The sequence below is a fragment of the Pantoea sp. PSNIH1 genome, assembly GCF_007680655.1.
Classification (GTDB): Bacteria; Pseudomonadota; Gammaproteobacteria; order Enterobacterales; family Enterobacteriaceae; genus Pantoea; species Pantoea eucrina.
The window spans coordinates 653,268-676,908 of the sequence record NZ_VEIP01000001.1 but is presented as its reverse complement, the minus strand read 5'-3'; the positions used below and the strand labels follow the sequence as shown (position 1 = coordinate 676,908).

The 23,641-nt window shown below is 56.8% G+C and carries 22 protein-coding genes; 15 read left to right on the top strand and 7 right to left on the bottom strand.

Annotation, left to right across the window (positions count from 1 at the left end):
• Nucleotides 1-91 precede the first annotated feature (91 nt).
• The 4 genes from FS690_RS03145 to FS690_RS03130 all read left to right on the top strand — a co-directional run bounded on the left by FS690_RS03145 (nt 92) and on the right by FS690_RS03130 (nt 4,775).
• Nucleotides 92-844, top strand: coding sequence for an FNR family transcription factor (locus FS690_RS03145; RefSeq protein WP_039384441.1), 753 nt, complete (start codon nt 92-94; stop codon nt 842-844).
• A 118-nt stretch (nt 845-962) separates the two neighbouring features.
• On the top strand, nt 963-1,919 hold the full coding sequence (gene uspE / locus FS690_RS03140) for a universal stress protein UspE (protein ID WP_071668843.1): 957 nt from the start codon (nt 963-965) through the stop codon (nt 1,917-1,919).
• Nucleotides 1,920-2,221: 302 nt separating this feature from the next.
• Complete coding sequence (ydgH, locus tag FS690_RS03135; protein WP_039384446.1) at nt 2,222-3,178, top strand: DUF1471 family protein YdgH; 957 nt, start codon at nt 2,222-2,224, stop codon at nt 3,176-3,178.
• Between the two features lie 205 nt (nt 3,179-3,383).
• Nucleotides 3,384-4,775 (top strand): basic amino acid/polyamine antiporter, encoded by a 1,392-nt coding sequence (locus tag FS690_RS03130; protein WP_039384450.1) that lies wholly within the window; start codon nt 3,384-3,386, stop codon nt 4,773-4,775.
• Here FS690_RS03130 and FS690_RS03125 read toward each other — a convergent pair whose 3' ends face one another.
• Nucleotides 4,776-5,189, bottom strand: coding sequence for a hypothetical protein (locus tag FS690_RS03125; RefSeq protein ID WP_039384453.1), 414 nt, complete (start codon nt 5,187-5,189; stop codon nt 4,776-4,778). It abuts the gene before it with no gap.
• 176 nt (nt 5,190-5,365) lie between these two features.
• Between FS690_RS03125 and rstA the strand changes: the two genes are divergently transcribed.
• The 5 genes from rstA (at nt 5,366) to FS690_RS03100 (ending at nt 10,552) form a co-directional block, all read left to right on the top strand.
• Nucleotides 5,366-6,088 (top strand): two-component system response regulator RstA, encoded by a 723-nt coding sequence (gene rstA, locus FS690_RS03120; protein ID WP_039384454.1) that lies wholly within the window; start codon nt 5,366-5,368, stop codon nt 6,086-6,088.
• Nucleotides 6,088-7,398 carry a two-component system sensor histidine kinase RstB gene (rstB, locus tag FS690_RS03115; RefSeq protein ID WP_145339059.1) on the top strand — a complete coding sequence of 437 codons (1,311 nt, stop codon included), beginning with the start codon at nt 6,088-6,090 and terminating at the stop codon, nt 7,396-7,398. Before rstA ends, rstB begins: the two co-directional genes overlap by 1 nt.
• A 12-nt stretch (nt 7,399-7,410) precedes the next feature.
• Nucleotides 7,411-8,895, top strand: coding sequence for a carboxypeptidase M32 (locus FS690_RS03110; protein WP_039384459.1), 1,485 nt, complete (start codon nt 7,411-7,413; stop codon nt 8,893-8,895).
• A 157-nt stretch (nt 8,896-9,052) separates the two neighbouring features.
• Nucleotides 9,053-9,475, top strand: coding sequence for an acid resistance repetitive basic protein Asr (gene asr / locus FS690_RS03105; protein WP_104084998.1), 423 nt, complete (start codon nt 9,053-9,055; stop codon nt 9,473-9,475).
• A 270-nt stretch (nt 9,476-9,745) separates the two neighbouring features.
• Nucleotides 9,746-10,552 (top strand): serine protease, encoded by an 807-nt coding sequence (locus tag FS690_RS03100; protein WP_039384464.1) that lies wholly within the window; start codon nt 9,746-9,748, stop codon nt 10,550-10,552.
• A 43-nt stretch (nt 10,553-10,595) separates the two neighbouring features.
• Here the strand turns inward: FS690_RS03100 and hrpA are convergent, their stop codons facing one another.
• Nucleotides 10,596-14,492: an ATP-dependent RNA helicase HrpA gene (gene hrpA / locus FS690_RS03095; protein WP_145339058.1), complete on the bottom strand. Its 3,897-nt coding sequence runs from the start codon at nt 14,490-14,492 to the stop codon at nt 10,596-10,598.
• On the opposite strand from hrpA, the gene FS690_RS03090 reads away from it, so the two are divergent.
• The 3 genes from FS690_RS03090 (at nt 14,479) to FS690_RS03080 (ending at nt 16,826) form a co-directional block, all read left to right on the top strand.
• Nucleotides 14,479-14,727, top strand: coding sequence for a hypothetical protein (locus FS690_RS03090; protein ID WP_145339057.1), 249 nt, complete (start codon nt 14,479-14,481; stop codon nt 14,725-14,727). The two genes, hrpA and FS690_RS03090, sit on opposite strands and share 14 nt — an antisense overlap.
• A gap of 15 nt (nt 14,728-14,742) precedes the next feature.
• Nucleotides 14,743-15,342, top strand: a complete 600-nt coding sequence (gene azoR, locus FS690_RS03085; RefSeq protein WP_145339056.1) for an FMN-dependent NADH-azoreductase — start codon at nt 14,743-14,745, stop codon at nt 15,340-15,342.
• Nucleotides 15,343-15,683: 341 nt separating this feature from the next.
• Entirely contained in the window at nt 15,684-16,826 is a 1,143-nt protein-coding gene (locus FS690_RS03080; protein ID WP_145339055.1) for a hypothetical protein, read from the top strand.
• 70 nt (nt 16,827-16,896) lie between these two features.
• On the opposite strand, the gene FS690_RS03075 is transcribed toward FS690_RS03080, so the two are convergent.
• Genes FS690_RS03075 through FS690_RS03065 form a run of 3 tightly spaced genes read right to left on the bottom strand, consistent with a single transcriptional unit; the run spans nt 16,897 to nt 20,026 of the window.
• Nucleotides 16,897-17,226, bottom strand: a complete 330-nt coding sequence (locus FS690_RS03075; protein WP_039384472.1) for a YdbL family protein — start codon at nt 17,224-17,226, stop codon at nt 16,897-16,899.
• Complete coding sequence (locus tag FS690_RS03070; RefSeq protein ID WP_039385947.1) at nt 17,226-17,411, bottom strand: YnbE family lipoprotein; 186 nt, start codon at nt 17,409-17,411, stop codon at nt 17,226-17,228. The genes FS690_RS03075 and FS690_RS03070 overlap by 1 nt, the downstream gene beginning before the upstream one ends.
• 2 nt (nt 17,412-17,413) lie before the next feature.
• Nucleotides 17,414-20,026: a YdbH family protein gene (locus tag FS690_RS03065; RefSeq protein ID WP_145339054.1), complete on the bottom strand. Its 2,613-nt coding sequence runs from the start codon at nt 20,024-20,026 to the stop codon at nt 17,414-17,416.
• Nucleotides 20,027-20,191: 165 nt separating this feature from the next.
• Between FS690_RS03065 and FS690_RS03060 the strand changes: the two genes are divergently transcribed.
• Nucleotides 20,192-21,184, top strand: a complete 993-nt coding sequence (locus tag FS690_RS03060; RefSeq protein ID WP_104085003.1) for a 2-hydroxyacid dehydrogenase — start codon at nt 20,192-20,194, stop codon at nt 21,182-21,184.
• 15 nt (nt 21,185-21,199) lie between these two features.
• Here FS690_RS03060 and FS690_RS03055 read toward each other — a convergent pair whose 3' ends face one another.
• Nucleotides 21,200-21,472, bottom strand: coding sequence for a DUF333 domain-containing protein (locus tag FS690_RS03055; protein ID WP_108569345.1), 273 nt, complete (start codon nt 21,470-21,472; stop codon nt 21,200-21,202).
• Between the two features lie 189 nt (nt 21,473-21,661).
• Here FS690_RS03055 and FS690_RS03050 point away from each other — a divergent pair, with 189 nt between their 5' ends.
• Both FS690_RS03050 and ttcA read left to right on the top strand, forming a co-directional pair.
• Nucleotides 21,662-22,318, top strand: a complete 657-nt coding sequence (locus FS690_RS03050; protein ID WP_039384476.1) for an MgtC/SapB family protein — start codon at nt 21,662-21,664, stop codon at nt 22,316-22,318.
• Nucleotides 22,319-22,497: 179 nt separating this feature from the next.
• A complete protein-coding gene (gene ttcA, locus FS690_RS03045; protein WP_145339053.1) occupies nt 22,498-23,442 on the top strand; it encodes a tRNA 2-thiocytidine(32) synthetase TtcA in 945 nt (314 codons plus the stop codon).
• A gap of 41 nt (nt 23,443-23,483) precedes the next feature.
• Here the strand turns inward: ttcA and FS690_RS18325 are convergent, their stop codons facing one another.
• Nucleotides 23,484-23,630, bottom strand: a complete 147-nt coding sequence (locus tag FS690_RS18325; RefSeq protein WP_166713867.1) for a hypothetical protein — start codon at nt 23,628-23,630, stop codon at nt 23,484-23,486.
• Nucleotides 23,631-23,641: the final 11 nt, after the last annotated feature.

Here is a 23,641-nt window from a genome sequence, read left to right as displayed (position 1 = left end):
GGTTTTTGTGCCAGATCCAGCCTGCATGCATTCACAGCAGGAAGAAAAATGGTAAAATTGACGGCAGTCAATAATCATCGAGCGTACAGATATGATCCAGGAAAAACGCAGCATTCGACGTATTCAGTCTGGCGGATGTGCGATCCACTGTCAGGATTGCAGTATCAGCCAGTTGTGTATTCCTTTCACACTGAATGAGCATGAGCTTGATCAGCTGGACAACATCATCGAACGTAAAAAGCCGATTCAGAAAGGCCAGACATTATTCAAGGCGGGTGACGAACTGAAGTCGCTGTATGCCATTCGCTCCGGCACAATCAAGAGTTATACCATTACCGAACAGGGCGACGAGCAGATCACCGGCTTTCATCTGGCAGGCGACCTGGTCGGGTTTGATGCCATCGTTAACGCTAAGCACCCGGGCTTTGCACAGGCGCTGGAGACGGCCATGGTCTGCGAAATCCCTTTTGAGACGCTGGACGATCTGTCAGGCAAAATGCCCGCACTGCGTCAGCAGATGATGCGTCTGATGAGCGGAGAGATTAAAGGCGATCAGGATATGATTATGCTGCTCTCCAGAAAAAATGCTGAAGAGCGTCTGGCCGCCTTTATCTGGAATCTCTCGCGGCGCTTTGGCCAGCGCGGTTTTTCGCAGCGCGAGTTCCGGCTGACCATGACGCGCGGCGATATCGGCAATTATCTGGGACTGACGGTTGAAACCATCAGCCGCCTGCTGGGGCGTTTTCAGAAAAGCGGCATGCTGGCTGTTAAAGGCAAATATATCACTATTGAAGATCACGCCCTGCTCTCTGAGCTGGCGGGTCAGGCGGAACAACCCGCCTGAGGCAATGCCGGGTCAGTAATTGTTATTTTATTGATCCGGCTACACCTTTTCCGCTTCTGCACGCCCGAAACTTAGGCTATCTTTATTCCATATGGCCTGGGTCTAAGGAGAGTGCGCTATGTCCCGTTACCAACATGTTCTGGTCGCGATCGATCCTCAGCAGGACGATCAGCCGGCGCTGCGTCGCGCGGTTTATCTGAATCAACGCATCGGCGGAAAAATTAAAGCGTTTCTGCCTATCTATGATTTCTCCTATGAAATGACCACCCTGCTTTCGCCTGATGAGCGCACCAATATGCGCAAAGGGGTGATTAGCCAGCGCACCGAGTGGATCCGTGAGCAGGCGCAGGCCTATCTGGATGCCGGCGTAGATATCGAAATCAAAGTGGTCTGGCACAACCGCCCTTTTGAAGCGATTATTCAGGAGGTGCTGGCGCACAATCATGACCTGGTGCTGAAAATGGCACACCAGCATGACCGGCTGGAGTCGGTTATTTTTACCCCCACCGACTGGCATCTGCTGCGTAAATGTCCCTGCCCGGTGTGGATGGTAAAAGATCAGCCGTGGCCGGAAGGCGGTAAAGCGGTAGTGGCGGTAAACCTCGCCAGCGAAGAGCCGCATCACGATGAGCTGAATCAGAAACTGATCCGCGAAACCGCGCGTCTGGCGGAAATGGTAAATCACACCGAAGTCCATCTGGTGGGCGCTTATCCGGTTACGCCGATTAATATCGCCATTGAGCTGCCCGATTTTGATCCCAGCGTCTATAACGACGCTATCCGCGGTCAGCATCTGGTGGCGATGAAAGCGCTGCGACAGAAATTTTCCATTGGTGAAGAGTTTACTCACGTCGCTAAAGGCCTGCCGGAAGAGGTGATCCCCGATATCGCTTCACAGCTGGATGCCGGTATTGTCGTGCTTGGTACGATTGGCCGTACCGGCCTCTCGGCGGCCTTTCTTGGCAACACCGCTGAGCAGGTTATCGACCATCTGCGCTGTGATTTACTGGCCATCAAGCCGGATGATTTTAAATCGCCGGTCGATCGTGATGATGAGGAAGATGAAGAGGATTAACCGTCACGGGCGCTGCGGCGCCCCTGCATGATGACGCCCGTCCTGATCCATTGCCCCGCTTAACAACATCCTATACCGCAGCGCGTAGCCTGAACGGGCTACGCGCTTAACTGCCCGACAGATGCGTCCGCGATTTCAGAAAAAATATTGCCGCAAAAAGAGACATGCATCCATACGGCATTCACGCTAAATTGGCTGAGACAGGCTGATTATTACATGCAATAATCAGCGGCTAATCTGTTATACATCAAGAGTCCAGCACGTTTTCGTACTCATTTTGCGTAAGGCGAAGGATCATTTTTATGAAGCTGAAGAACACCATTCTGGCGTCTACTCTGTTATCGCTGCTGGCAGCTAACGCGTTTGCTGCCAAAGAGCTGACGCCGGAACAAGCGGCCGGCCTGAAACCATTCGAACGTATTAATATCAACGGCCGCTTCAACGCAATCGGTGATGCCACCAGCGCAGTCTCGAGAGCAGCAGATGAGAAAGGCGCTGACTCGTTTTACGTTCAGGGCATCAATGATACCAACGGTAACGGCGGCAACTGGCGCGTCACCGCAGATTTATACAAAGCGGACGCCGCTAAAGCATCGACCGATACGCAGTATCGCGTGATCAACGGCGTTAAAGAGCTGCCGAAAGCGGAAGCCTACCGCCTTGAACCGTTCGACACGGTTTCAGTCAGTGGCTTCTTCTCCAGCCAGCCTGCGGTAAATGATGCGATCTCCAGAGCCGCACAGAAAAAAGGCGCCGCCTCATTCTTTATCGTGCGCCAGGTTGATGCCAATAACGGCGGCAATCAGTACGTCACCGCCTATGTCTATAAAGCTGATGCCAAAGCGCGTATCGTCCAGGATACATCAAACTCGATTCCTGCTGATTCTGAAGCCGGAAAAGCCGCGCTGGCCGCTGGCGGCGCAGCGGCGTCGCGCGTGGCGCTGCCGGGTGTAGCCTCTTCTGATACGCCGAGCACCAATGTAGGTCGCTTCTTTGAGACGCAGAGTTCAACCGGCAAACGCTATACGGTGAAGCAGTCAGACGGCCGCAGCGTGCAGGAAGTCAATGCGATTACCGCCGCGCAGATGCAGCCGTTTGATACCATCACCTTCTCCGATCATTTCGGCACGCCGACTGAGATTTCAGAGGCCGTCGGCAAGCGGGCTATCGCCAAAGGCGCGAAGTATTACCACATCACGCGCCAGTGGCAGAACCAGAGCGGTGGCAACCTTACCGTTACCGCCGACCTGTTTAAATAATGATGCAGCGGGGCAGCCAGACTGCCCTGCTGTTTGCATAGTTCCTGCACAAATCTGCATACTCTTGCATTGCCATCCCCCTCTCCTCCTCGTAAAATCTGCCGCCTGTTTTCAGGGGATTCCGTTTTAATCTGCGCCTGATGGTGCACTACACTTCTACGGAAAGTTCACGACCCAGCATACTCTGCTGTTCAGGAAAGGCATTTTGGATAAAAAATTAGGTCTTAGCGCGCTGACGGCTCTGGTGCTCAGCTCCATGCTTGGCGCGGGCGTGTTCAGTCTGCCGCAAAATATGGCGGCCGTCGCGGGTCCGGCGGCGCTGCTCATCGGCTGGCTCATCACCGGCGTGGGTATTATTTTTCTCTCCCTCGCAATGCTGCTGCTGACGCGGCTCAAACCGGAGCTCGACGGCGGTATCTTTACCTATGCCCGCGCCGGATTTGGTGAGCTGACGGGGTTCTGCTCGGCGTGGGGCTACTGGCTCTGCGCCGTGATCGCCAACGTCTCTTATCTGGTGATTGTGTTCTCTGCGCTGAGCTTTTTTACCGATACGCCGCAGCACGTGGTGTTTGGCGACGGTAACACCTGGCAGGCGATGCTGGGCGCTTCGGTGCTGCTCTGGCTGGTACACTGGCTGGTGCTGCGCGGCGTGCAGACCGCAGCGAGCATTAATATGCTGGCCACGCTTGGCAAGCTGGTCCCGCTGCTGCTGTTTGTGGTGCTGGCGCTGCTGGCATTTAATTATGACCGGTTCAGCTTTGATTTCAGCGGCGCTGAGCTGGGTCAGCCGCTGTGGCAGCAAATCAAGCAGACCATGCTTATCACGCTGTGGGTCTTTATCGGCGTTGAGGGTGCCGTGGTGGTATCGGCGCGTGCGCGCAATAAACAGGATGTGGGGCGCGCCACGCTGCTGGCGGTGCTGGCGGCGCTGCTGGTTTATCTGCTGGTCACGCTGCTCTCGCTGGGTGTGATCCCGCGCGCTGAGCTGGCGCAGCTGCGCAACCCGTCAATGGCCGGGCTGATGACGCATCTGCTGGGTCACTGGGGCGATGCGGTGATAGCCGCAGGGCTGATTGTCTCGGTCTGCGGCGCCTATCTCAGCTGGACCATCATGGCGGCTGAAGTTCCCTTTATCGCTGCCCGGCAGGGTGCATTTCCGCGCAGCCTCGCCCGACAAAACCGTCATAACTCGCCTGCGGCGTCGCTGTGGCTGACCAACGGCAGCGTACAGGTTTGCCTGATCGCCATCGCGCTGACCGGCGCTGACTACAATACCCTGCTGACAATCGCCTCAGAGATGATTCTGGTGCCTTACCTGCTGGTGGGACTCTATCTGATGAAGGTGGTGCGCGGCCAGCAGAAACCGCTGGCGATGAGCATCGGGCTGGGTGCCACGCTGTATGGCCTCTGGCTGCTCTACGCCTCAGGCCCGCTGCATCTGCTGCTCTCCGTGGTGCTTTACGCGCCGGGACTGCTGCTGTTTCTCTACGCGCGCCGCGGCGGACGCGGTGACAAGCCGCTGCTGCAGCTGGAACGCATGGCGATTGTGCTGTTGATGGCGGCATCGCTGCCCGCGCTGTGGCAGCTTACGCAGTAATCAATGCGCAAGTGCCGGAATGGAGACGCACAGCAGATCGTTCTGCTGTGTAAGATTCAGGGGTTTGCTGTATTCGAGGTGGATCCCATCAAGCTGTTCCGCAGAGAGCGGATAAGGCAGCTGAATATCAAACCGGCTGATATGCTGCTGCTCCGCCAGCGTAATCAGCCGGGCGATATTGATCTCATCGCTGACCTGCGTTGAAATGATTTGCAACGCTAATTCTTTCAGATGATCGTCGCTGGCCTGTAAGCTGTGAGCGGACTTACGGGTTACCATGCCAAAAATGGGCATGACACCGTAAATGGCGTCAACAAAGCTCCAGCGTTTTTTGCAGGAAGCGGAGAGAAAGTCACTGTAATTGAAGCAGATGCGATCACTGTATCCGGCTGAAGCCAGCTCTTTATCAGACACCCTCGCACTCCTCCTGTTTTTCAATGCGGTTCCGAACCTTGCGCCTTAACGCGCCGCTAATAATGGCACATTTCACGGTATACATACCAGTGAGACAGGGATATTTCGTGCGGTAGCGTAGTGCTCAGGACCAGGAAAAGCTATGCTGCTGCCATTCTTTTTCAGCGCGCTTACCTATGAACAAAATTGTCTATGTTGAAGATGAGCCGGAAGTCGGCGAGCTGATCGCCGCCTATCTGGGTCGCCATGATATTGACGTGGTGGTCGAAACGCGCGGCGATCGCGCCGAGGCGACGATTCTTAACGTCCAGCCGGATCTGGTCCTGCTGGATATTATGCTGCCGGGTAAAGATGGCATGACGCTCTGCCGCGACCTGCGGGCGCACTGGAGTGGTCCCATTGTCCTGCTGACCTCACTCGACAGCGATATGAACCATATTCTCGCGCTTGAAATGGGCGCCAATGACTACATTCTCAAGACCACGCCCCCTGCCGTGCTGCTGGCGCGGCTGCGTCTGCATCTGCGTCAGGCGGTGGTCAACAAGCCGGAGAGCACGCCGGCACAGCAGCAGTCGCAGAAAGTGCTGCGGTTTGGTTCGCTGACCATCGATGCGCTGAACCGTCAGGTGCTGCTGTTTGATGAGAACATTACGCTTTCAACGGCCGACTTCGATCTGCTGTGGCAGCTGGCCAGCCACGCCGGCGAGATCCTCGATCGCGACGCGCTGCTGATGACGCTGCGCGGCGTGAGCTATGACGGCATGGATCGCAGTATTGATGTGGCTATCTCGCGGCTGCGCAAAAAGCTCTATGACAGCGCGACTGAGCCGTTTCGCATCAAAACCATCCGCAACAAAGGCTACCTGTTTGCGCCTCAGGCCTGGGATACCCGCAGCTGATGAGAAAGCTCTTTATTCAGTTTTACCTGCTGCTGTTTGTCTGCTTTCTGGTGATGACCCTGCTGGTGGGCCTGGTGTATAAGTTTACCGCCGAGCGGGCTGGCCGGCAGTCGATGAATGACCTGATGGCCAGCTCGCTGTTTCTGATGCGCAGCGAGCTGCGCGAGATCCCGCCGCGTGACTGGAACAAAACTATCCGCAGTCTCGATCTTGACCTCTCCTTCGATCTCAATATCGAACCCATGAGCAAATACCAGCTTGATGAGAGGGATATGAAACGTCTGCGCGCCGGCGAAATTGTCGCGCTCGACGATCAATACACCTTTCTGCAGCATATTCCCCGCAGCCACTACGTGCTCTCTGTCGGGCCTATCCCCTATCTGTTTTATCTGCATCAGATGCGGCTGCTGGATATTGCGCTGGTGGCGTTTATCGGTATGTCGCTGGCACTGCCGGTATTTATCTGGCTGCGTCCGCACTGGCAGGAGATGCAGCGGCTGGAGAAAGCCGCGGAGCGCTTTGGCCGCGGTGAGCTGGACGTGCGCACCCATTTTGAAAGCACCTCCAGCCTTCACAGTCTCGGCGTGGCGTTTAACCAGATGGCGGATAACATCAATACGCTGGTGGCCAGCAAAAAACAGCTGATTGATGGCATCGCCCACGAGCTGCGCACGCCGCTGGTGCGCCTGCGCTACCGGCTGGAGATGAGCGATAACCTGACAGAGGCGGAGTCCGCCGCGCTGAATCGCGATGTGGGCCAGCTGGAGAGCCTGATTGAAGAACTGCTGACCTATGCCCGGCTGGACCGTCCGCGGGTCGACCTGCATCTGCAGTCGTTCGACTTGGCGCAGTGGCTGCGGCTCTATATTGCTGATGTACAGAGTATGCAGCCGCACACCCAGATCGCGCTGGATATTCCGCAGCTGCAGAATACCGGCAGCGCCGACATGCGGCTGATGGAGCGGGTGCTGGATAACCTCGTCAATAATGCGTTGCGCTACGCTACTGAGCGGCTGCGCGTCAGCCTCTGGTTTGACGGCACAACCGGCATTTTGCAGGTAGAGGATGATGGTCCCGGCATTCCGGCCGAAGAGCGCCAGCGGGTTTTTGAGCCTTTCGTTCGTCTCGATCCCAGCCGCGATCGCGCGACCGGCGGCTGCGGCCTCGGGCTGGCTATCGTCCATTCGATTGCCCAGGCGCTGCAGGGTCAGGTGGTGGTCGAGAGCTCGCCGCTCGGCGGCGCCAGCGTTCGCTTTTGCTGGCCGGTTGATTTACCCTTGCGTGAGACACCCCCCCGCTTACCCGCTTAAGGAGATCTGGCTGTGACATCAGCTTATCAGGAACTTACCCGCACGTTTCAGCGCCTTTCCCGTTTCGGTCACCTCGGTGCGATTGCCGGGGTTGATATGCAGACTACCATGCCGCCCGGCGGCAGTCAGGCGCGTGGCGAAGCGCTGGCCGAACTCAGCGTGTTTATGCATGAGCTGCTGACCGCGCCGGCGCTGGAAGGGCTTTTCTCTGCTGCTGAGCAGGAGTCGCTGAACGATGTTGAGCAGGCAAACGTGGCGGAGATGCAGCGCGCCTGGCGTCAGGCAACGCTGCTTCCCGCCGCGCTGGTCGAAGCAAAATCGCTGGCGGGCTCGCGCTGCGAGCATGCGTGGCGATCGCAGCGCCCGGCGAATGACTGGCAGGGCTTCAGCGCTAACCTCAAAGAGGTTGTCCGGCTGAGCCGGGAAGAGGCGCAGCTGCGCGCCGCTGCGGCCAGCACGTCGCGCTATGACGCGCTGCTGGATCTGTATGAGCCAGGCATGACCAGCGCCCGGCTTGACGCCACTTTTGGCGCGCTGAAAAGCTGGCTGCCTGATTTACTGCAGCGGGCGGTGGCAAAGCAGGCGCAGGCGCCGCTTCAGCCGCTGGGACCCTTTGCCGTTGAGTCACAGAAGCAGCTGGGGCTGAGCGTAATGAAGCTGCTCGGCTTCGATTTCAATCATGGTCGTCTGGATGTCAGCGCCCACCCTTTTTGCGGCGGTGTGCCGGACGACGTGCGCATCACCACGCGCTACAACGAAAGCGAGTTTCTCAGCGCCATGATGGGTGTGATCCATGAGACCGGGCACGCGCGCTACGAACAGAATCTGCCACAGCAGTGGCGGGGTCAGCCAGTGGCCCTGGCGCGCTCTACCGCGATTCATGAGTCGCAGAGCCTGTTTATGGAGATGCAGCTGGGCCGCAGCCGCGCCTTTTTGCAGCATATTCAGCCGCAGGTCGTCGCGCTGATGGGTGAGCAGCCTGCGCTGGAGACGCCTAACTTTATTCGTCTGGCGCAGCGCGTTAAGCCTGGCTTTATCCGCGTCGATGCCGATGAGCTGAGCTATCCGGCACACGTTATTCTGCGCTATGAGATTGAGCGCGCGCTGATTGAAGGTGAGATTGAGGTAGAGGATATTCCGGCGCTGTGGGATGAAAAAATGCAGCAGTCGCTCGGCATTGATACCCGTGGCAACTATCGCGATGGCTGTATGCAGGATATCCACTGGACCGACGGCGCGTTCGGTTACTTTCCGACCTATACGCTGGGTGCGATGTATGCGGCACAGCTTTATCAGGCGGTTAAGCGCGCGATCCCGCAGCTGGAGACGCTGATCCTTAACGGCGAGCTGCAGCCGGTATTTGACTGGCTGCAGCAGAATATCTGGCAGCACGGCAGTCGCTTCCCGACTGAACAGCTGCTGCGCAACGCCACCGGTGAAGCGCTGAACCCGGACTATTTCCGTCAGCACCTTGAGCAGCGCTACCTCGCAGATTGATCCCGCAGGCGGCCGCAACGGCCGCCACTTTCCCGCCTTGTACAATCCGTTACACGCCGATACCAATCCCTCACGGAAAGCGAAATCGCTTTTTCATATAGTGTTTTCACCGGCCCCGCAGTGGGCTACATATGAAAAATAGTCCGAGGATTAAGCGATGAAAAAATTATGTGCACTGGTAATCGCCGCTGCTATGGGTCTCTCTTCTGCTGCTTTTGCTGCTGAGACAACCGCTGCTCCGGCGGCAACTGCCACCACCAGCTCCACTACCGCTGTGCCAGCTAAACATAAAATGGTGCATCACAAACATAAAGCTGCTGCGCAGAAAGCCCAGGCTGCGAAAAAGCATCATAAAAAAGCAACCAAGCCTGCTGAACAGAAAGCGCAGGCCGCTAAAAAGCATCACAAAAAATCAACTCAGCCCGCTGCACAGAAAGCGCAGGCTGCCAAAAAGCACCACGTGAAATCCGCTAAACCTGCTGCACAGAAGGCGCAGGCGGCTAAAAAGCACCACGCTAAAGTTGCGCAGAAAGCGCAGGCAGCTAAAAAGCATCACAAAATGAAAAAATCAGCGAAATAAGTTCGCGCCAACACCACGATGTTGTTTAAAACACCCGGTTATGCCGGGTGTTTATTTACTGGAGTAGCGAAAAATGGTGCGTCGCTATCGCTTCGAAATTATTCTCTTTGTGATGATTCTCTGCGGCATTGTCGCGGCCAGTTTTTTTATTTGATGGCTGTAGCGCGCTGATTACTCCAATATTTCTCCCTTTTTTACCGCTCACCGACTATAGTTATCGCCTAAGCGTGATAACAAAAACTCCCTTTTATTCTCCCTGTCGAGAGAACTATGCGCCTGGCAATTCTGTTATTTATTGGTATTTTCGGCTTTACCCTCACAGCACACGCCGATGATGAAGACGGGCTGAGTCCCGAAGAGATCAAGACGCTGTTTTTTGGTAAAGACCATCGCCAGGCAATAAGCGACGTGGCCGCTGCGCCCTGGGATGCCATTGGTCAGCTGGAGACGGAAAGCGGCAACCTCTGCACCGCCACGCTGATCTCTGCTCATCTGGCCCTGACCGCCGGCCACTGCCTGCTGACACCGCCAGGGCGGTTCGATAAGCCGGTTGCGCTGCGCTTTATGGCGGGTGAAAAAGGCTGGCGTTACGAAATTCACGATATAGATGCCCGGGTTGAGCCGTCGCTGGCGCGGCGCCTGCAGGCCGATGGCGAGGGCTGGATTGTGCCCTCTGCCGCCGCGCCTTACGATTATGGTCTGGTGATCCTGCACAACCCCCCTTCAGGTATTGTGCCGATCCCGCTGTTTGATGGCTCACGCAGCGATCTCACCGCCGCGCTCAAAGAGAGCGGACGCAAAGTCACCCAGGCGGGTTATCCGGCCGATCACCTCGATTCACTCTATTCGCATAGCGACTGTATAGTCACCGGCTGGGCGCAGCGCGCCGTGCTTTCGCACCAGTGCGATACGCTGCCTGGCGACAGCGGCTCCCCGCTGCTGCTGAAAAAAGATGATGGCTGGCAGCTCATCGCCGTACAGAGTTCGGCACCGGCGCCGGTCGATCGCTATCGCGCTGACAACCGGGCCATTGCCGTGACCTCATTTAAAGATAAACTCGAAGAGCTGGCTGAATAAGCAGGCAGGCGCGCGATCACGCACACCTGCGCGCATTATGCATTCAGCTCAGCTGCTCCATCGCCTGCAGCACCCGCTTATCTGAAACCGGATAGGGAGTACCCAGCTGCTGAGCAAAGTAGCTGATGCGCAGCTCTTCAATCATCCAGCGGATCGCCACTACATCGGCATCATCCCGGCGCTGCGGCGGCAGCTTGCTGCGCCAGACGTTCCACGCCTGTTCCACCGCCTGTACCTTCAGCATGCGGGCGCGATCGCTGTGCGGATCGGCGGGCAGCTTCTCCAGACGGCGCTCGATTCCCTGCAGATAGCGCAGCGTATCCCCCAGCCGATCGTAGCCGTTGCCGGTGACAAATCCGCGATAGACCAGACCGCTCATCTGCTGTTTGATATCTGCCAGCGCCAGCGCCAGCGTCATATCCACGCGGCCTTTCAGAAATTTGTTGATATTGAACACGCAGGTGAGGATCTGCTCAACCTGCTGCGCAATCGTCACCACGGTGTCGTTCAGCTCCGCCCGCACTTTATCGCGCAGCTGCTCAAAATTCTGCTGCTGCCACGCGGGGCCGCCCGCCTCCGCCATTAGCTTATCAACGCCGCAGGCAATACAGTCGTCTATCAGCTCCAGCACTTTGCCATACGGATTAAAGTAGAGCCCGAGCTTGGCTTTATTCGGCAGCTTTTCATGCAGATATTTAACCGGTGACGGAATGTTCAGCAGCAGCAGGCGACGCTGACCGCGCCACATCATCTTCTGCTGCTCCTCTTCACTGTCAAACAGGCGGATCGCCACGCTATCTTTTTCATCTACCAGCGCCGGCCAGGCTTTAACCTGATAGCTGCCGCGCTTCTGCTCATAACTCTGTGGCAGGTCGCCAAAACTCCAGATGTGCAGGCCGCTCTGCTCCAGACCATCATCGGCAACCTTCGACAGCGTCTCCTGCACTTTGCCTTTCAGCGCCTGTTTCAGCTGATGCAGATCTTTACCTTCCTGCAGCTTGCGGTTGTGCTCATCCACAATGCGGAACGTCATTTTAAGGTGATCGGGCACCTGATCCCAGTGCCAGGCATCGCGCTCAATCGTCACGCCTGACATGCGCCGGAACTCACGCTCCAGCGCATCCAGCAGCGGCTGTGCCAGCGGCTGAACGCGACCGAGAAACGCTTCCGCGTAATTGGGGGCCGGCACAAAATTGCGGCGCAGCGGTTTGGGCAGCGATTTAATCAGCGCGATGATAAGCTCACGCCGCACGCCAGGGATCTGCCACTCAAAACCGGCTTCATCCACCTGGTTCAGCAGCGGCAGCGGGATATGAACGGTCACGCCATCCGCATCGGCGCCTGGCTCAAACTGATAGGTGAGCCGCAGCTTCAGGTTGCCCTGCTGCCAGACATTAGGGTAGTCGAGCTGGCTGACCTTATCTGCTCCCTCTTTGATCAGCATCTGCTTGTCGAAGTTGAGCAGGTCCGGATTCTCTTTACTGGCCTGCTTCCACCAGCTGTCAAAGTGACGGGCAGAGACCACCTCTTTGCCCAGACGGCGATCGTAAAACGCAAACAGCGTTTCATCATCCACCAGAATGTCGCGGCGGCGTGATTTATGCTCCAGATCCTCAACTTCACTGCGCAGCTTCAGGTTGGTGCGGAAAAAGGCGTGGCGCGTCTGCCAGTCGCCCTCAACCAGCGCATGGCGAATAAACAGCTCGCGGCTCAGCTGCGGATCGATGCGGCTGTAATTCACTTTACGCGCCTGCACGATGGGCAGCCCGTAGAGCGTTACCTTTTCCGTAGCCATCACCGCGCCCTGTGCTTTCTCCCAGTGCGGTTCGCTGTAGCTTCGCTTGATGAGGTGCTGAGCCAGCGGCTCAATCCACTCCGGATCGATGCGTGCCGCCACCCGGCCCCACAGGCGGCTGGTTTCTACCAGTTCTGCCACCACGGTCCATTTCGGCGGTTTTTTAAACAAACCGGAGCTAGGGAATATGGCAAAGCGGGCGTTGCGCGCGCCGGTAAACTCCTGCTTCTCCGCATCTTTCTGTCCGATATGCGACAGCAGGCCGGTCAGCAGCGCACAGTGCACCTCACGATAAGGTGCCGGCTCGCTGTTGACGGGCATCCCCTGTTCACGCACGACCTGACGCAGCTGGGTGTAGATATCCTGCCATTCGCGCACGCGCAGATAGTTGAGATAGTCACTTTTACACTGGCGGCGGAACTGGTTGCCCGACAGCGCTTTCTGCTGCTCCTGGATATAGTTCCAGAGATTAACAAAGGTGAGAAAGTCAGACTCTTTATCAGCAAAGCGGCGATGTTTCTCATCGGACGCCTGCTGTTTCTCGACCGGCCGCTCGCGCGGGTCCTGAATCGAGAGCGCCGCCGCGATAATCATCACCTCGCGCACGCAGCCAAAGCGCTGCGCCTCCAGCACCATCCGCGCCAGCCGCGGATCCACCGGCAGCTGCGCCAGGGTACGACCGGACGGCGTCAGCCGGTAGTGCTCATTTTCATTAAGAGTAATGGCGCCCAGCTCTTCCAGCAGCCGCACGCCATCCTGAATATTTCGTTTGTCAGGCGCTTCCACAAACGGGAACGCCGCAATATCGCCCAGCCCCAGGGCGGTCATCTGCAGGATCACCGACGCGAGATTGGTCCGCAGGATCTCCGGATCGGTAAAAGCGGGCCGGCTGAGGAAATCAGCCTCGGAGTAGAGCCGGATACAGATCCCTTCCGAAACGCGGCCGCAGCGCCCTTTACGCTGGTTTGCCGAAGCCTGTGAAACCGGCTCAATCGGCAGGCGCTGCACCTTGGTGCGATAGCTGTAGCGGCTGATTCGCGCGGTACCGGGATCGATGACATATTTGATGCCCGGCACGGTGAGCGAGGTCTCTGCCACGTTCGTGGCCAGGACAATGCGCCGCCCGCTGTGGGACTGAAACACGCGATTCTGCTCGGCGTTGGAGAGACGCGCGTAGAGCGGCAGGATCTCGGTATGCGGCAAATCACGCTTCATCAGCGCATCGGCCGTGTCGCGGATCTCACGCTCCCCGCTCATAAAGATCAATATATCGCCACGGCTCTCCTGCCCCAGCTCATCCACGGCGTCAAAAATGGCCTGCAGCTGATCGCGATCGCTCTCATCCGCTTCTTCCGCGATAGGCCGGTAGCGCACCTCCACCGGGTAAGTCCGGCCTGACACTTCGATAACCGGCGCATTATTAAAGTGACGCGAGAAGCGCTGCGGATCGATAGTGGCGGAGGTGATGATCACTTTGAGATCGGGGCGGCGCGGCAGCAGCTCACGCAGGTATCCCAGCAGAAAATCGATGTTAAGGCTGCGCTCATGCGCCTCATCAATAATGATGGTGTCGTACTGCAGCAGCAGCCGGTCCTGCTGGATCTCCGCCAGCAGGATACCGTCGGTCATCAGTTTGACCTGCGTGCTGTCGCTGACCTGATCGGTAAAACGGACTTTATAGCCGATGGTACTTCCCGGCGCGGTCTCCAGCTCTTCCGCGATGCGGCTCGCCACGGTGCGGGCTGCCAGACGACGCGGCTGCGTGTGCCCGATCAGGCCTTTCACGCCGCGTCCCAGCGCCAGGCAGATTTTTGGCAGCTGAGTAGTTTTACCCGATCCGGTTTCACCGGCAACAATCACTACCTGATGATCGCGAATCGCGTCTGATATCGCCTGCTGCTTCTGGCTGACCGGCAGATTCTCAGGAAAGGTGATGCGCGGGGTGCCGGCCACGCGCCGGGCGATGCGCTGTTCGGCAACGCTGAATTCCTCCGCCAGCTCTGCGGCAATGGTCTGCTGTGCGGCGCTGATTTTCACCTTTGCCGCACCCTGCAGACGTCGCTGCAGGCGCTGGCGATCGCGCAGCGTCAGCGCATCAAGCCGGGCCCAGAGTGGTGCTAAAGGTGATTCAATGGATGATGACATAGGGATGGATTACCTGTTAGTGCAGCACGGCGAAAACACGCGCGGCGCCGGGACGCTTTCCCGGCAGATTCAATCAATTACCGGACGCCATAATAGCATATTCTCAGCCTGCTGGCTGAGCCGCTCCGGCTGGCTTATTCAATTAATTCGAACATTGGCCTCGAATTATTACGCTTTTACGCTGCCGGTGAACGCCGTAGAGTATGACGCATTGAGCGGGAAGCCCGCCGCATAACCACAGGAACCTATTATGAGCCACGTATTAATTCTGAAGTCCAGTATCCTTGCCGGTTATTCACAGTCAGGTCAGCTGGCTGATTTTTACGCTGAAGAAGCGCGCGCCAACGGCGACAGCGTAACCGTACGCGACCTGGCTGCCGATCCGGTACCGGTACTGGATGGTGAACTGGTGGGTGCTCTGCGTCCTTCAGATGCGCCACTTTCTCCACGTCAGCAGGAGGCGCTGGCGCTCTCTGATGCGCTGATCGCTGAGCTGCAGGCGCATGACACCATTGTTATTGCGGCACCGATGTACAATTTCAACATCCCGACGCAGCTGAAAAACTACTTTGACCTGATTGCCCGCGCGGGCGTGACTTTCCGCTACACCGAAGCGGGTCCGGAAGGTCTGGTTAAAGGCAAACGTGCGGTGATCCTGAGCAGCCGTGGCGGTATCCACAAAGATACCCCAACCGATCTGCTGACGCCGTATGTGAAGCTGTTCCTTGGCTTTATCGGTATCACTGACGTTGAGTTTGTGTTTGCCGAAGGGATCGCCTACGGTCCGGAAGTGGCAACCAAAGCGACCACTGATGCGAAAGATGCGATTAAACAGCGCGTCTCTGCCTGATTAATAAAAAAAGATATTCTGCTTCATTTTACCGGGCCTGAGCGCCCGGTTTTTTATTTTAACGTCAATATATCTCTGCTTCCCGGCGGCTGCCCGCTTTTTTAATTTACACTGCAGTATCACTCTCTCATTCTGCTTTACGATTTCAACCCTGTTACTGACAACCCGCGCCCGCATTTTAATTAAAGCGCAGCACCGCCCGACTTTTAATAAAAATCGAAATACGAAAGTTTTCTCACCAGTAACGTGGCACGATTAATCCGCAATCAAATCCAGCCGTGCAGGCTGTAACTACATTTGAACTTTTACTCAAATAATAATTTTTTTACCAGGAGAATAATATGGCCTTACTGTTATGCTATATCCATGTAAGCGATACGCTGCCCGGACAAACTGCAACCGTTAACTCTTTTTCGGGTGTGAGCGACAAGATTAAAATGTTTGAGATGCCCATTAAAAGAACGGGTAACTATGACGCACAGTTGAATGCCAATGTTAAAAACACACGCGAAATCGCTGTAATTGAAGCTAAAAAGAAGGTTTCGCAGCTGACATCAGCTTTTGAAAAACTTCATAGTACGGGCAACCGCACGCCATCTTCTTCCGTAACACGCCCTATCGCTGCACCGGTTATAGCGACGGCTGTAGCAGCGCCAGTTGCGAGAGTACAGGATATCTCTATCGCCCGACCGAGTGTGTCAGCATCTTCTCTGGCAGAAGCAAAACCTGACCCTGTCACTACTCAGGCAAAAACTACAGCCGGGCATAAAGGCGCGCCCTCATTGCTAACCCAAATTAAGCATCAATTTGCGCAGTTCTGGTCATCGATAAAAAGTTATATTTCGTCACTGACAGATACATTCCGGCAGCAACAGAGCGAAAAAATAGCACACTTTGAAAATACCGCCAGAACCAAATCTGAAGGCTGTAAATCAATGACTGAAATAATAAACGCATATGACAATAGTCCTTCCAATGCTCTCTTTCTTTATAACGCAGCAAAACAGGAGCTAATATTTAATGCTATAAGTGACATCATTGATCAGGCAGAAAAAGAAAATAAAGAAATCGATCTGCGTAAGCTATGCGATCAGGCTAATCGCTATGCGGTTAATTCAGGCGCTAACGCCATATTTTTCACGCTATCAAAAAATAACACTATCGGGCACAATATAAAATATGGCGTACCGACTATGCAGCAGCGCGTCAGTCGGGTAGAGGAAGACATTGGAAGTAAAAACGCAACCTCCGCAACCTTACGTCGTAATTCGCAGAGCTTAAGTGGGCGCCAGCGTGCTAACTCAGTACAGTCAATAACCCGGAGGATGGTTAATGACGCCTATTCAAAACTGTTTAATGATATACACAATGACAAAAGAAATATTTATGGTACACGCCACAGCTTCGACCGTAACGAAATGCGTGCCGCGCTGCTTGAAGGGCAGCCGGCGCTGGCAGGCTTACGTACCAGCAGTGCAGCGTAATGCCTGACAGCAGCAGATCCTTCGCAAGCCACACCCGGTGGCGGGAAAGCGCTGAGCCTCCCGCCACCGGTTACTTCTGCAGCCACTGGCCGTTGATGCCGCGCACATATTCCCCTGCGCTGGCCCGGCTCACCAGCTTCTCTCCGGCAATCCGCGCGACGTCGCTGGTTGTGAGTTTGTTTTCCCCGGCAATGCGCTGATACGCCATCCGGCGGCCCTCATTGATACGACTCACCAGCGCCAGCGTGACCTCATCCTGCTGCCGTGCAGCAACATAGCCGCTCAGCGTTTCCCCGACCCGCCCCTGCTGCCGCGCCTCATCAAGCGTCAGCGCATGGGCAGACCCGGCCAGCAAAACCAGCAGCAGCGCAACGGCGCGTATTGTTCGGTTGCGGGCCATCAGAACAGCCCGCTCTGATTCTGCAGCAGCGCCTCGACATCTTTATCCACCTTGATGTGGATCTCATGTTCAATTTTCACGTTCATATTTATCGTAATCGGCGCATCAGGAGCGGCCACTTCAATCCGCGGTACGCATCCTGCCAGCACAACGCTGCCTGCCAGCAGCGCACCTCTTAACCTCATCATCAGGGATCCCTCTTTGATGGCAGGGTGGCGTTCTGCTCCACCCAGGATTGTAAATTATCGCCAAAGCGCAGGCTGCGCCATAGCTGGAACAGATTCTCCTGATGACGATAGTTGAGATTGATTGTCTGGCGCCGGTTGCTGAACTGGCTGACGCCGGTGACCTGCGACTGCATCACCAGATTACCGGTATTATCCAGATCGAGTGTGGCCCAGGAGCGTGAAATCTCCAGATAACGCAGCCAGCTCAGCGCTGCCCCGGCGGCGACATTGTCTTTTACAATCGCGTCTGCCGTATCCTTATCCAGCCGAAACGTGAGCGGCCCGCTGTTAGCAATCCAGCCATTTCTGATCAGCCACTGCGGATTACTGAGCCAGAGCGGCAGCTCACCGTTAACCTTACCCGACATAGCAAACTGTTTGGGCTTGAGTGCCGTCACCAGCCGGCTGAGATCGATCTGGCGCAGCGAAATCCTGGCCGCTTCGCGCTGCGGCATGCGCAGCGCCGGCATACTGACGTGCCCGCCCAGTAAATCGAGCGTCACGTTACTCAGGGTAAGCGGCTGTCTCTCCTGCCAGGGATAGTAACCCTGCAGATCGGCCGTGATATTCTGCAGCGCAAACTGATTGTTAACCTCGCGGATACGCAGCGAAACCGGTCCGCGCCGTCCCAGCTGCCACTGCTGAGCGCGATAGCGAAACGGCAGCGCAAAGTCGATGCCGTTGATGTCACTGTCCGGCAGCTGCAGGCTACCCTGCTGAACCGCAAAGAAGCCGCCAGCCTGAAATGCCTGACTGGCTCCGGCTGAAAACGCGACCTGCGCCCGCAGCTCACCGCTGCGGATACGCATTTTTAAGTCGCTGCTGAGCAGCGGCTGGAACACGCGCAGCGACTGTGCCGGCCACCAGGCCTCCCCGCGTAGCCGCTCACCATCCCAGCGCCCGTGCACGCGCAGCGGGCCGATATCTTCAGCGCGCAGTTCACCACGCCATAAAAACCGTGCCGGATCGCGACCTTTCACATCAAACGTCAGCCCTGCAGGCGGCAGCCAGCCGCCGTAGCTGAAGTGCGTTTGCCCCGCATCAAGACGAAAACTGCCTGCAAAACCGGGCTGCGTGCTATCCCGCTGCCAGCGCAGCGGCGCAGTGAGCCGGATACGCGGCCGGTCAATCTGCACCGGCCCCCACGCCAGCTGATTCAGGCCGGTATTGAGCGTATCCAGCGTAATACGCTGATCCAGCCAGCTGCCGGTGCCTGTAACATCCCACTCTGCGTTAAACGGCTGCAGTTTGCCGTCGCCCCAGTAGCGCCAGCGCCAGCTGCCGCTGTCTGGCCAGAACGCGGCAGCGCGGCCATCCAGATGCAGCGTAAAGTGACCATAGTCGCGCTTATGCGCCGTCAGAATCGCCTGCAGCCGGCCATCAATGCCCTGCGCTGAAAGTGAAACACCCGCCAGGGGCCAGCGCGCTTCATCCACTTCAGGGAGATCCAGCAGCTGGCCGCGCAGGCGCAGCAGTGCGCCTGGCTGGAACGTCAGCGTCGGCGCGCTGAGTGCACCGCGCAGCTCGCCGGGCAGGCTGCCATAGAGCTGCAGCCCGGCAAATTTACTCTCGCCGGTAATGCGCAGCGGCAGCGCGTTATCCGTTACGCGCAGCGGTCCCGGCCCTACGCTCAATACCACATTACCTTTACCGCCGCGCCCCTGCGTCAGCAGATTCAGCCGCCCCTGCACGCGCAGGTTGTCCATCCCCTGCTGCCATCCGGTCAGGGTCAGCCCCACGCCGCCTGACAGCATCTGACTAGCCAGAGGCCAGCGCCAGCGCCCGTCGGCGATCTGAAACGTATCGCGGTCGCTCTGCCACGGCAGCTCAAGCAGCGGTGTCTCATCGCCCTGCTCCTGAACGATCAGCTTACCCTGCTGCTGCTGCCACTGCAGATCCAGCGTCAGCGGCTGCGGCCACTGAGCCACGCTTAGCTCACTCTGCAGTGCGCCGGTTACTGGCAAGCCATCCGCAAATGTGGGCAGCGCTACGCTGCCATGTAACGTCAGCGGTTGTGTCAGAAAAGAATGTTGTAACTTAAGAGAGTCGACCGTCAGCGTCTGGCCCTGCAGGCGTGCGTTCAGGCTGAGATTATCGCCGCGATAGCGCAGCTGCTGCTGTTCCGGTGCAAGCGTGAGATCGAGTTCACCGGCATAGTGCTGCCACGGCAGGACGGCCAGCCTGCCGATATGTACATCGGCCCCCGGCAGGCGCTGCTGCCAGTCGGCCAGCGTACGCGGTACGGCAGAAGCTGGCTGCGGCGGCAGCGACTGCCAGCAGGCGCTGTTAAGCGTGACGCGCTGTGCGCTAAGCTGCCAGCGCTGCTGTGAGCGGCCCAGCGCCACCTGCTCAACCTTAGCCAGCGTACAGCTGCCCGTCAGGTAACGCAGCTGCGGCAACGTCACTGCGCCCTGCTGCCAGCCCGGCCTGCCCTCAATTTCGATGCGCGTCTCATCCGGCAGCCAGATACCGGCCAGCCGTGGCAGCCACTGCGTCAGCGTCAGCAGCAGGCCCAGCAGCAGCAGAATCAGCGCCAGCAAGGCGGCAAGTAGTCGGCGAAGGCCACGCGTCATGGCGGGTAACTATCCTGTTGTTTATATTTTCCTGCCGAAATGATGGCACGTAATCATTCGCAAATGAAGGTGTTAGCCTGGCCTGCTGCGTGAAGAAAAGCAAAGTCGCGCAGAAACCGTTATCCTTTAATGATACCGACATGGCATTTTTTCAGGAGCGAAACAATGAAAGTTGCGGTTTACAGCACCAAGCACTATGACCAGAAATATTTTGAACAGGTCAACGCCCGTTTTGGATTTGAGCTGGTGTTCTTTGATTTCCTGCTCAGCGAGGATACGGCAAAAAATGCTGCCGGCTGTGACGCGGTCTGTATTTTCGTAAATGACGACTGCGGCAGAGCGGTACTGGAAGAGCTGGCGGCATTGGGCATTAAGTATATTGCCCTGCGCTGTGCCGGATTCAATAACGTCGATCTGCAGGCGGCTGCTGAGCTGGGCATGGAGGTCGTACGCGTGCCCGCCTACTCCCCGGAAGCGGTGGCGGAACACACGGTGGGTATGATGTTGGCGCTGAATCGCCGCATTCATCGCGCTTATCAGCGCACCCGTGACGCAAACTTTTCGCTTGATGGCCTGACCGGCTTCAACATGCACAATAAAACCGCAGGCGTGGTCGGTACGGGGAAAATCGGTGTGGCTACGCTGCGGATCCTGAAAGGATTTGGCATGAAGCTGCTGGCCTGTGATCCCTACCCGAGCGACGCTGCGCTTGAGCTGGGTGCAGAATATGTCGATCTGAAAACGCTGTTTGCCCGCTCGGATGTGATTACGCTGCACTGCCCGATGACGCCGGAAAATCATCATATGCTTAACGCGCAGGCGTTCAGCGAAATGAAAGATGGCGTGATGATCATCAATACCAGCCGCGGCGGCCTGATCGATTCGCAGGCGGCTATTGAAGCGCTAAAACAGCAGAAGATCGGGTCGCTGGGAATGGACGTCTATGAAAATGAACGCGATCTGTTTTTTGAGGACAAATCGAACGACGTTATTCAGGACGACATTTTCCGCCGCCTCTCTGCCTGCCACAACGTGCTGTTTACCGGACATCAGGCGTTTCTGACCGCAGAAGCCCTGACCGCCATCTCAGAAACCACGCTGGGTAATCTGCAGCAGCTCGATCAAGGCGAAGCGTGCCCGAACCGGGTTAAGCCCTGAAATGGTGCGCCCGCATCAGCGGGCGCACGTGCCACCTATCAGCGCCTGTTCATCGCAGCGGCGGCCGTTTGACAGCTGACACATGCCGATACGTGAACCATCCAGCTGGCGGGAAAATGCCAGCGTGCCCCCGGCACCGCTGCAGCTGCTTTCTGCCATCGCGGACATCACGACGTGCGGCTGGACGTGAGCCGCGGTCGCCTGCTGCGGCGGTTCGTTATCAGGGGTACTGCTGCAGGCGGAGAGCAGCAGTGCTGCACCAGCCAGCAGTAAAGAGGCAGCTTTCATTAGTCGGACTCCGGGGACAGGGGACGAAAAGTGCTCACAGCATATGACAGCCTCTGCTGCGAATCGAGTGCGGACATAGCTTTTTACAAAATTTCAGACCTTTCATTGCAAGCAGAATTATCCTGAAGAGAAGATTTTTGCCGGTTATCTTCTAAAATAATCCGTTATTTCAATTGCTCAGGGGAAATTATGTTAACCGATATGCTGTTACGCATCGCGCTGGCCGGCGTTCTCGGCGGGCTTATCGGACTTGAGCGTCAGATGCGGGCAAAAGAGGCGGGTCTGCGTACCCATATTCTGGTGGGGATCGGCAGCGCCCTGTTTATGCTGGTCTCGAAATATGGCTTTGCCGATATGCTCAGCAGCGACCATGTGGGTCTTGATCCCAGCCGCATCGCGGCGCAGGTCGTCAGCGGTATGGGCTTTCTCGGGGCCGGTACCATCATTATTCAGAAGCAGATCGTAAAAGGCCTGACTACCGCAGCGGGCCTCTGGGTTACCGCCGCCATCGGTCTGGTTATCGGTAGCGGCATGTATGAAATTGGCATTTATGGCACGCTGCTGGCGCTGGTCGTGCTGGAGGTTTTTCGCCGCCTCAGCCACTGGCTGATTGGCCGCCATCATACGCTGATCGTGCATCTGAAAGCCAAAAGCGTCCCGCTGGTGTTACTGGTGCTGCAGCGTGAAGGGATCCGCTACGGGCATATCGCGGTGGTCAACCGTGACGAAGAGAGCGGCCTGTGTGAACTCAGCGTAGAGGTCACACTCTCCCGCCGGGCACCGCGCCACAGCCTTTATGAGAAGGTCATGGATATTAAAGGGGTGCAGTCACTGGAGATGGTATAGAGGCGCAGACAGAGCAAAATTATTAGCCACGGATGCGGCAACAGATTAAAAGCGTTCACGCGAGGCTGGTATTCGCGCGCGCAATCCGTACCATACGCATCCATAACTACAGGTTTATGACCGCCAATGCGGGTTTCAGCCGCCTGTTCTGTTCGCCGGCACTCTCAAGCGTGAAAATAATGTCAGAAAATCAAGACGTAACAAAAAAAGAGCAATACAACTTCAATAAACTGCAGAAGCGCCTGCGCCGCAACGTCGGCGAAGCGATTGCTGACTTCAACATGATTGAAGAAGGCGACCGCATCATGGTCTGTCTCTCAGGCGGTAAAGACAGCTATACCATGCTGGAGATCCTGCGCAGCCTGCAGCAGAGCGCGCCGGTGAATTTTTCGCTGGTGGCGGTCAATCTCGATCAGAAGCAGCCCGGCTTCCCGGCGCATATTCTGCCCGCTTATCTTGAGACGCTGGGCGTGGAGTATAAAATTGTCACCGAAGATACTTACTCTATTGTTAAAGAGAAGATCCCGGAAGGCAAAACCACCTGCTCACTCTGCTCGCGTCTGCGTCGCGGTATTCTCTATCGCACCGCCAGCGAACTGGGCTGTACTAAAATTGCGCTCGGCCATCATCGCGACGATATCCTGCAGACGCTGTTTCTTAATATGTTCTACGGCGGCAAAATGAAAGGCATGCCGCCCAAGCTGATGAGTGATGACGGCAAGCATATTGTTATCCGCCCTCTCGCCTACTGCCGTGAAAAAGATATTATCCGCTTTGCTGAAGCGCGCCAGTACCCGATTATCCCCTGCAACCTGTGCGGTTCGCAGCCCAACCTGCAGCGTCAGGTGGTGGCCGATATGCTGCGCGACTGGGATAAACGTTTTCCGGGCCGCATTGAAACCATGTTCAGCGCCATGCAGAACATTGTGCCTTCGCATATGGCGGATATCAGCCTGTTCGATTTCAAAGGCATCCGCCATGGCGATGAAGTGGTTGATGGTGGTGATATTGGCTTCGATCGCGAAACGCTGCCGATGCAGCCCGCGGGCTGGAAACCGGATGAGGATGCAGCAGCCACCGCGGAGCTGCGGCTGGATGTATTAGAGATAAAGTCGTTCTGCTGAGAACTACAAAGGCGCGTATCCCGGCGGGAACGCGCCTTTTTTTATTGATGCGGCGGCGGATCGCTGATGGGTGGCACATCGGGATCGTGCGGCGGCTCCGGCTCCGGAATGGGCTGCGGCTGCGGAACAGGCTCCGGAATCGGCACCGGGTCGGTTGGGATCGGTTCACTGGCGTGGATAGCTTGCATCGCTTTCTCCT

Excerpts from the sequence above, each read along its gene's own strand:
- FS690_RS03060 (WP_104085003.1), top strand. The coding sequence starts at position 20,192 with ATGAAAGTTGCGGTTTACAGCACCAAGCACTATGACCAGAAATATTTT.
- FS690_RS03080 (WP_145339055.1), top strand. The coding sequence starts at position 15,684 with ATGGCCTTACTGTTATGCTATATCCATGTAAGCGATACGCTGCCCGGA.
- azoR (WP_145339056.1), top strand. The coding sequence starts at position 14,743 with ATGAGCCACGTATTAATTCTGAAGTCCAGTATCCTTGCCGGTTATTCA.
- FS690_RS03145 (WP_039384441.1), top strand. The coding sequence starts at position 92 with ATGATCCAGGAAAAACGCAGCATTCGACGTATTCAGTCTGGCGGATGT.
- FS690_RS03050 (WP_039384476.1), top strand. The coding sequence starts at position 21,662 with ATGTTAACCGATATGCTGTTACGCATCGCGCTGGCCGGCGTTCTCGGC.
- ttcA (WP_145339053.1), top strand. The coding sequence starts at position 22,498 with ATGTCAGAAAATCAAGACGTAACAAAAAAAGAGCAATACAACTTCAAT.
- FS690_RS03055 (WP_108569345.1), bottom strand. The coding sequence starts at position 21,472 with ATGAAAGCTGCCTCTTTACTGCTGGCTGGTGCAGCACTGCTGCTCTCC.
- FS690_RS03070 (WP_039385947.1), bottom strand. The coding sequence starts at position 17,411 with ATGAGGTTAAGAGGTGCGCTGCTGGCAGGCAGCGTTGTGCTGGCAGGA.
- asr (WP_104084998.1), top strand. The coding sequence starts at position 9,053 with ATGAAAAAATTATGTGCACTGGTAATCGCCGCTGCTATGGGTCTCTCT.
- uspE (WP_071668843.1), top strand. The coding sequence starts at position 963 with ATGTCCCGTTACCAACATGTTCTGGTCGCGATCGATCCTCAGCAGGAC.
- FS690_RS03075 (WP_039384472.1), bottom strand. The coding sequence starts at position 17,226 with ATGGCCCGCAACCGAACAATACGCGCCGTTGCGCTGCTGCTGGTTTTG.
- hrpA (WP_145339058.1), bottom strand. The coding sequence starts at position 14,492 with ATGTCATCATCCATTGAATCACCTTTAGCACCACTCTGGGCCCGGCTT.
- rstB (WP_145339059.1), top strand. The coding sequence starts at position 6,088 with ATGAGAAAGCTCTTTATTCAGTTTTACCTGCTGCTGTTTGTCTGCTTT.
- FS690_RS03100 (WP_039384464.1), top strand. The coding sequence starts at position 9,746 with ATGCGCCTGGCAATTCTGTTATTTATTGGTATTTTCGGCTTTACCCTC.
- ydgH (WP_039384446.1), top strand. The coding sequence starts at position 2,222 with ATGAAGCTGAAGAACACCATTCTGGCGTCTACTCTGTTATCGCTGCTG.
- FS690_RS18325 (WP_166713867.1), bottom strand. The coding sequence starts at position 23,630 with ATGCAAGCTATCCACGCCAGTGAACCGATCCCAACCGACCCGGTGCCG.
- rstA (WP_039384454.1), top strand. The coding sequence starts at position 5,366 with ATGAACAAAATTGTCTATGTTGAAGATGAGCCGGAAGTCGGCGAGCTG.
- FS690_RS03090 (WP_145339057.1), top strand. The coding sequence starts at position 14,479 with ATGGATGATGACATAGGGATGGATTACCTGTTAGTGCAGCACGGCGAA.
- FS690_RS03065 (WP_145339054.1), bottom strand. The coding sequence starts at position 20,026 with ATGACGCGTGGCCTTCGCCGACTACTTGCCGCCTTGCTGGCGCTGATT.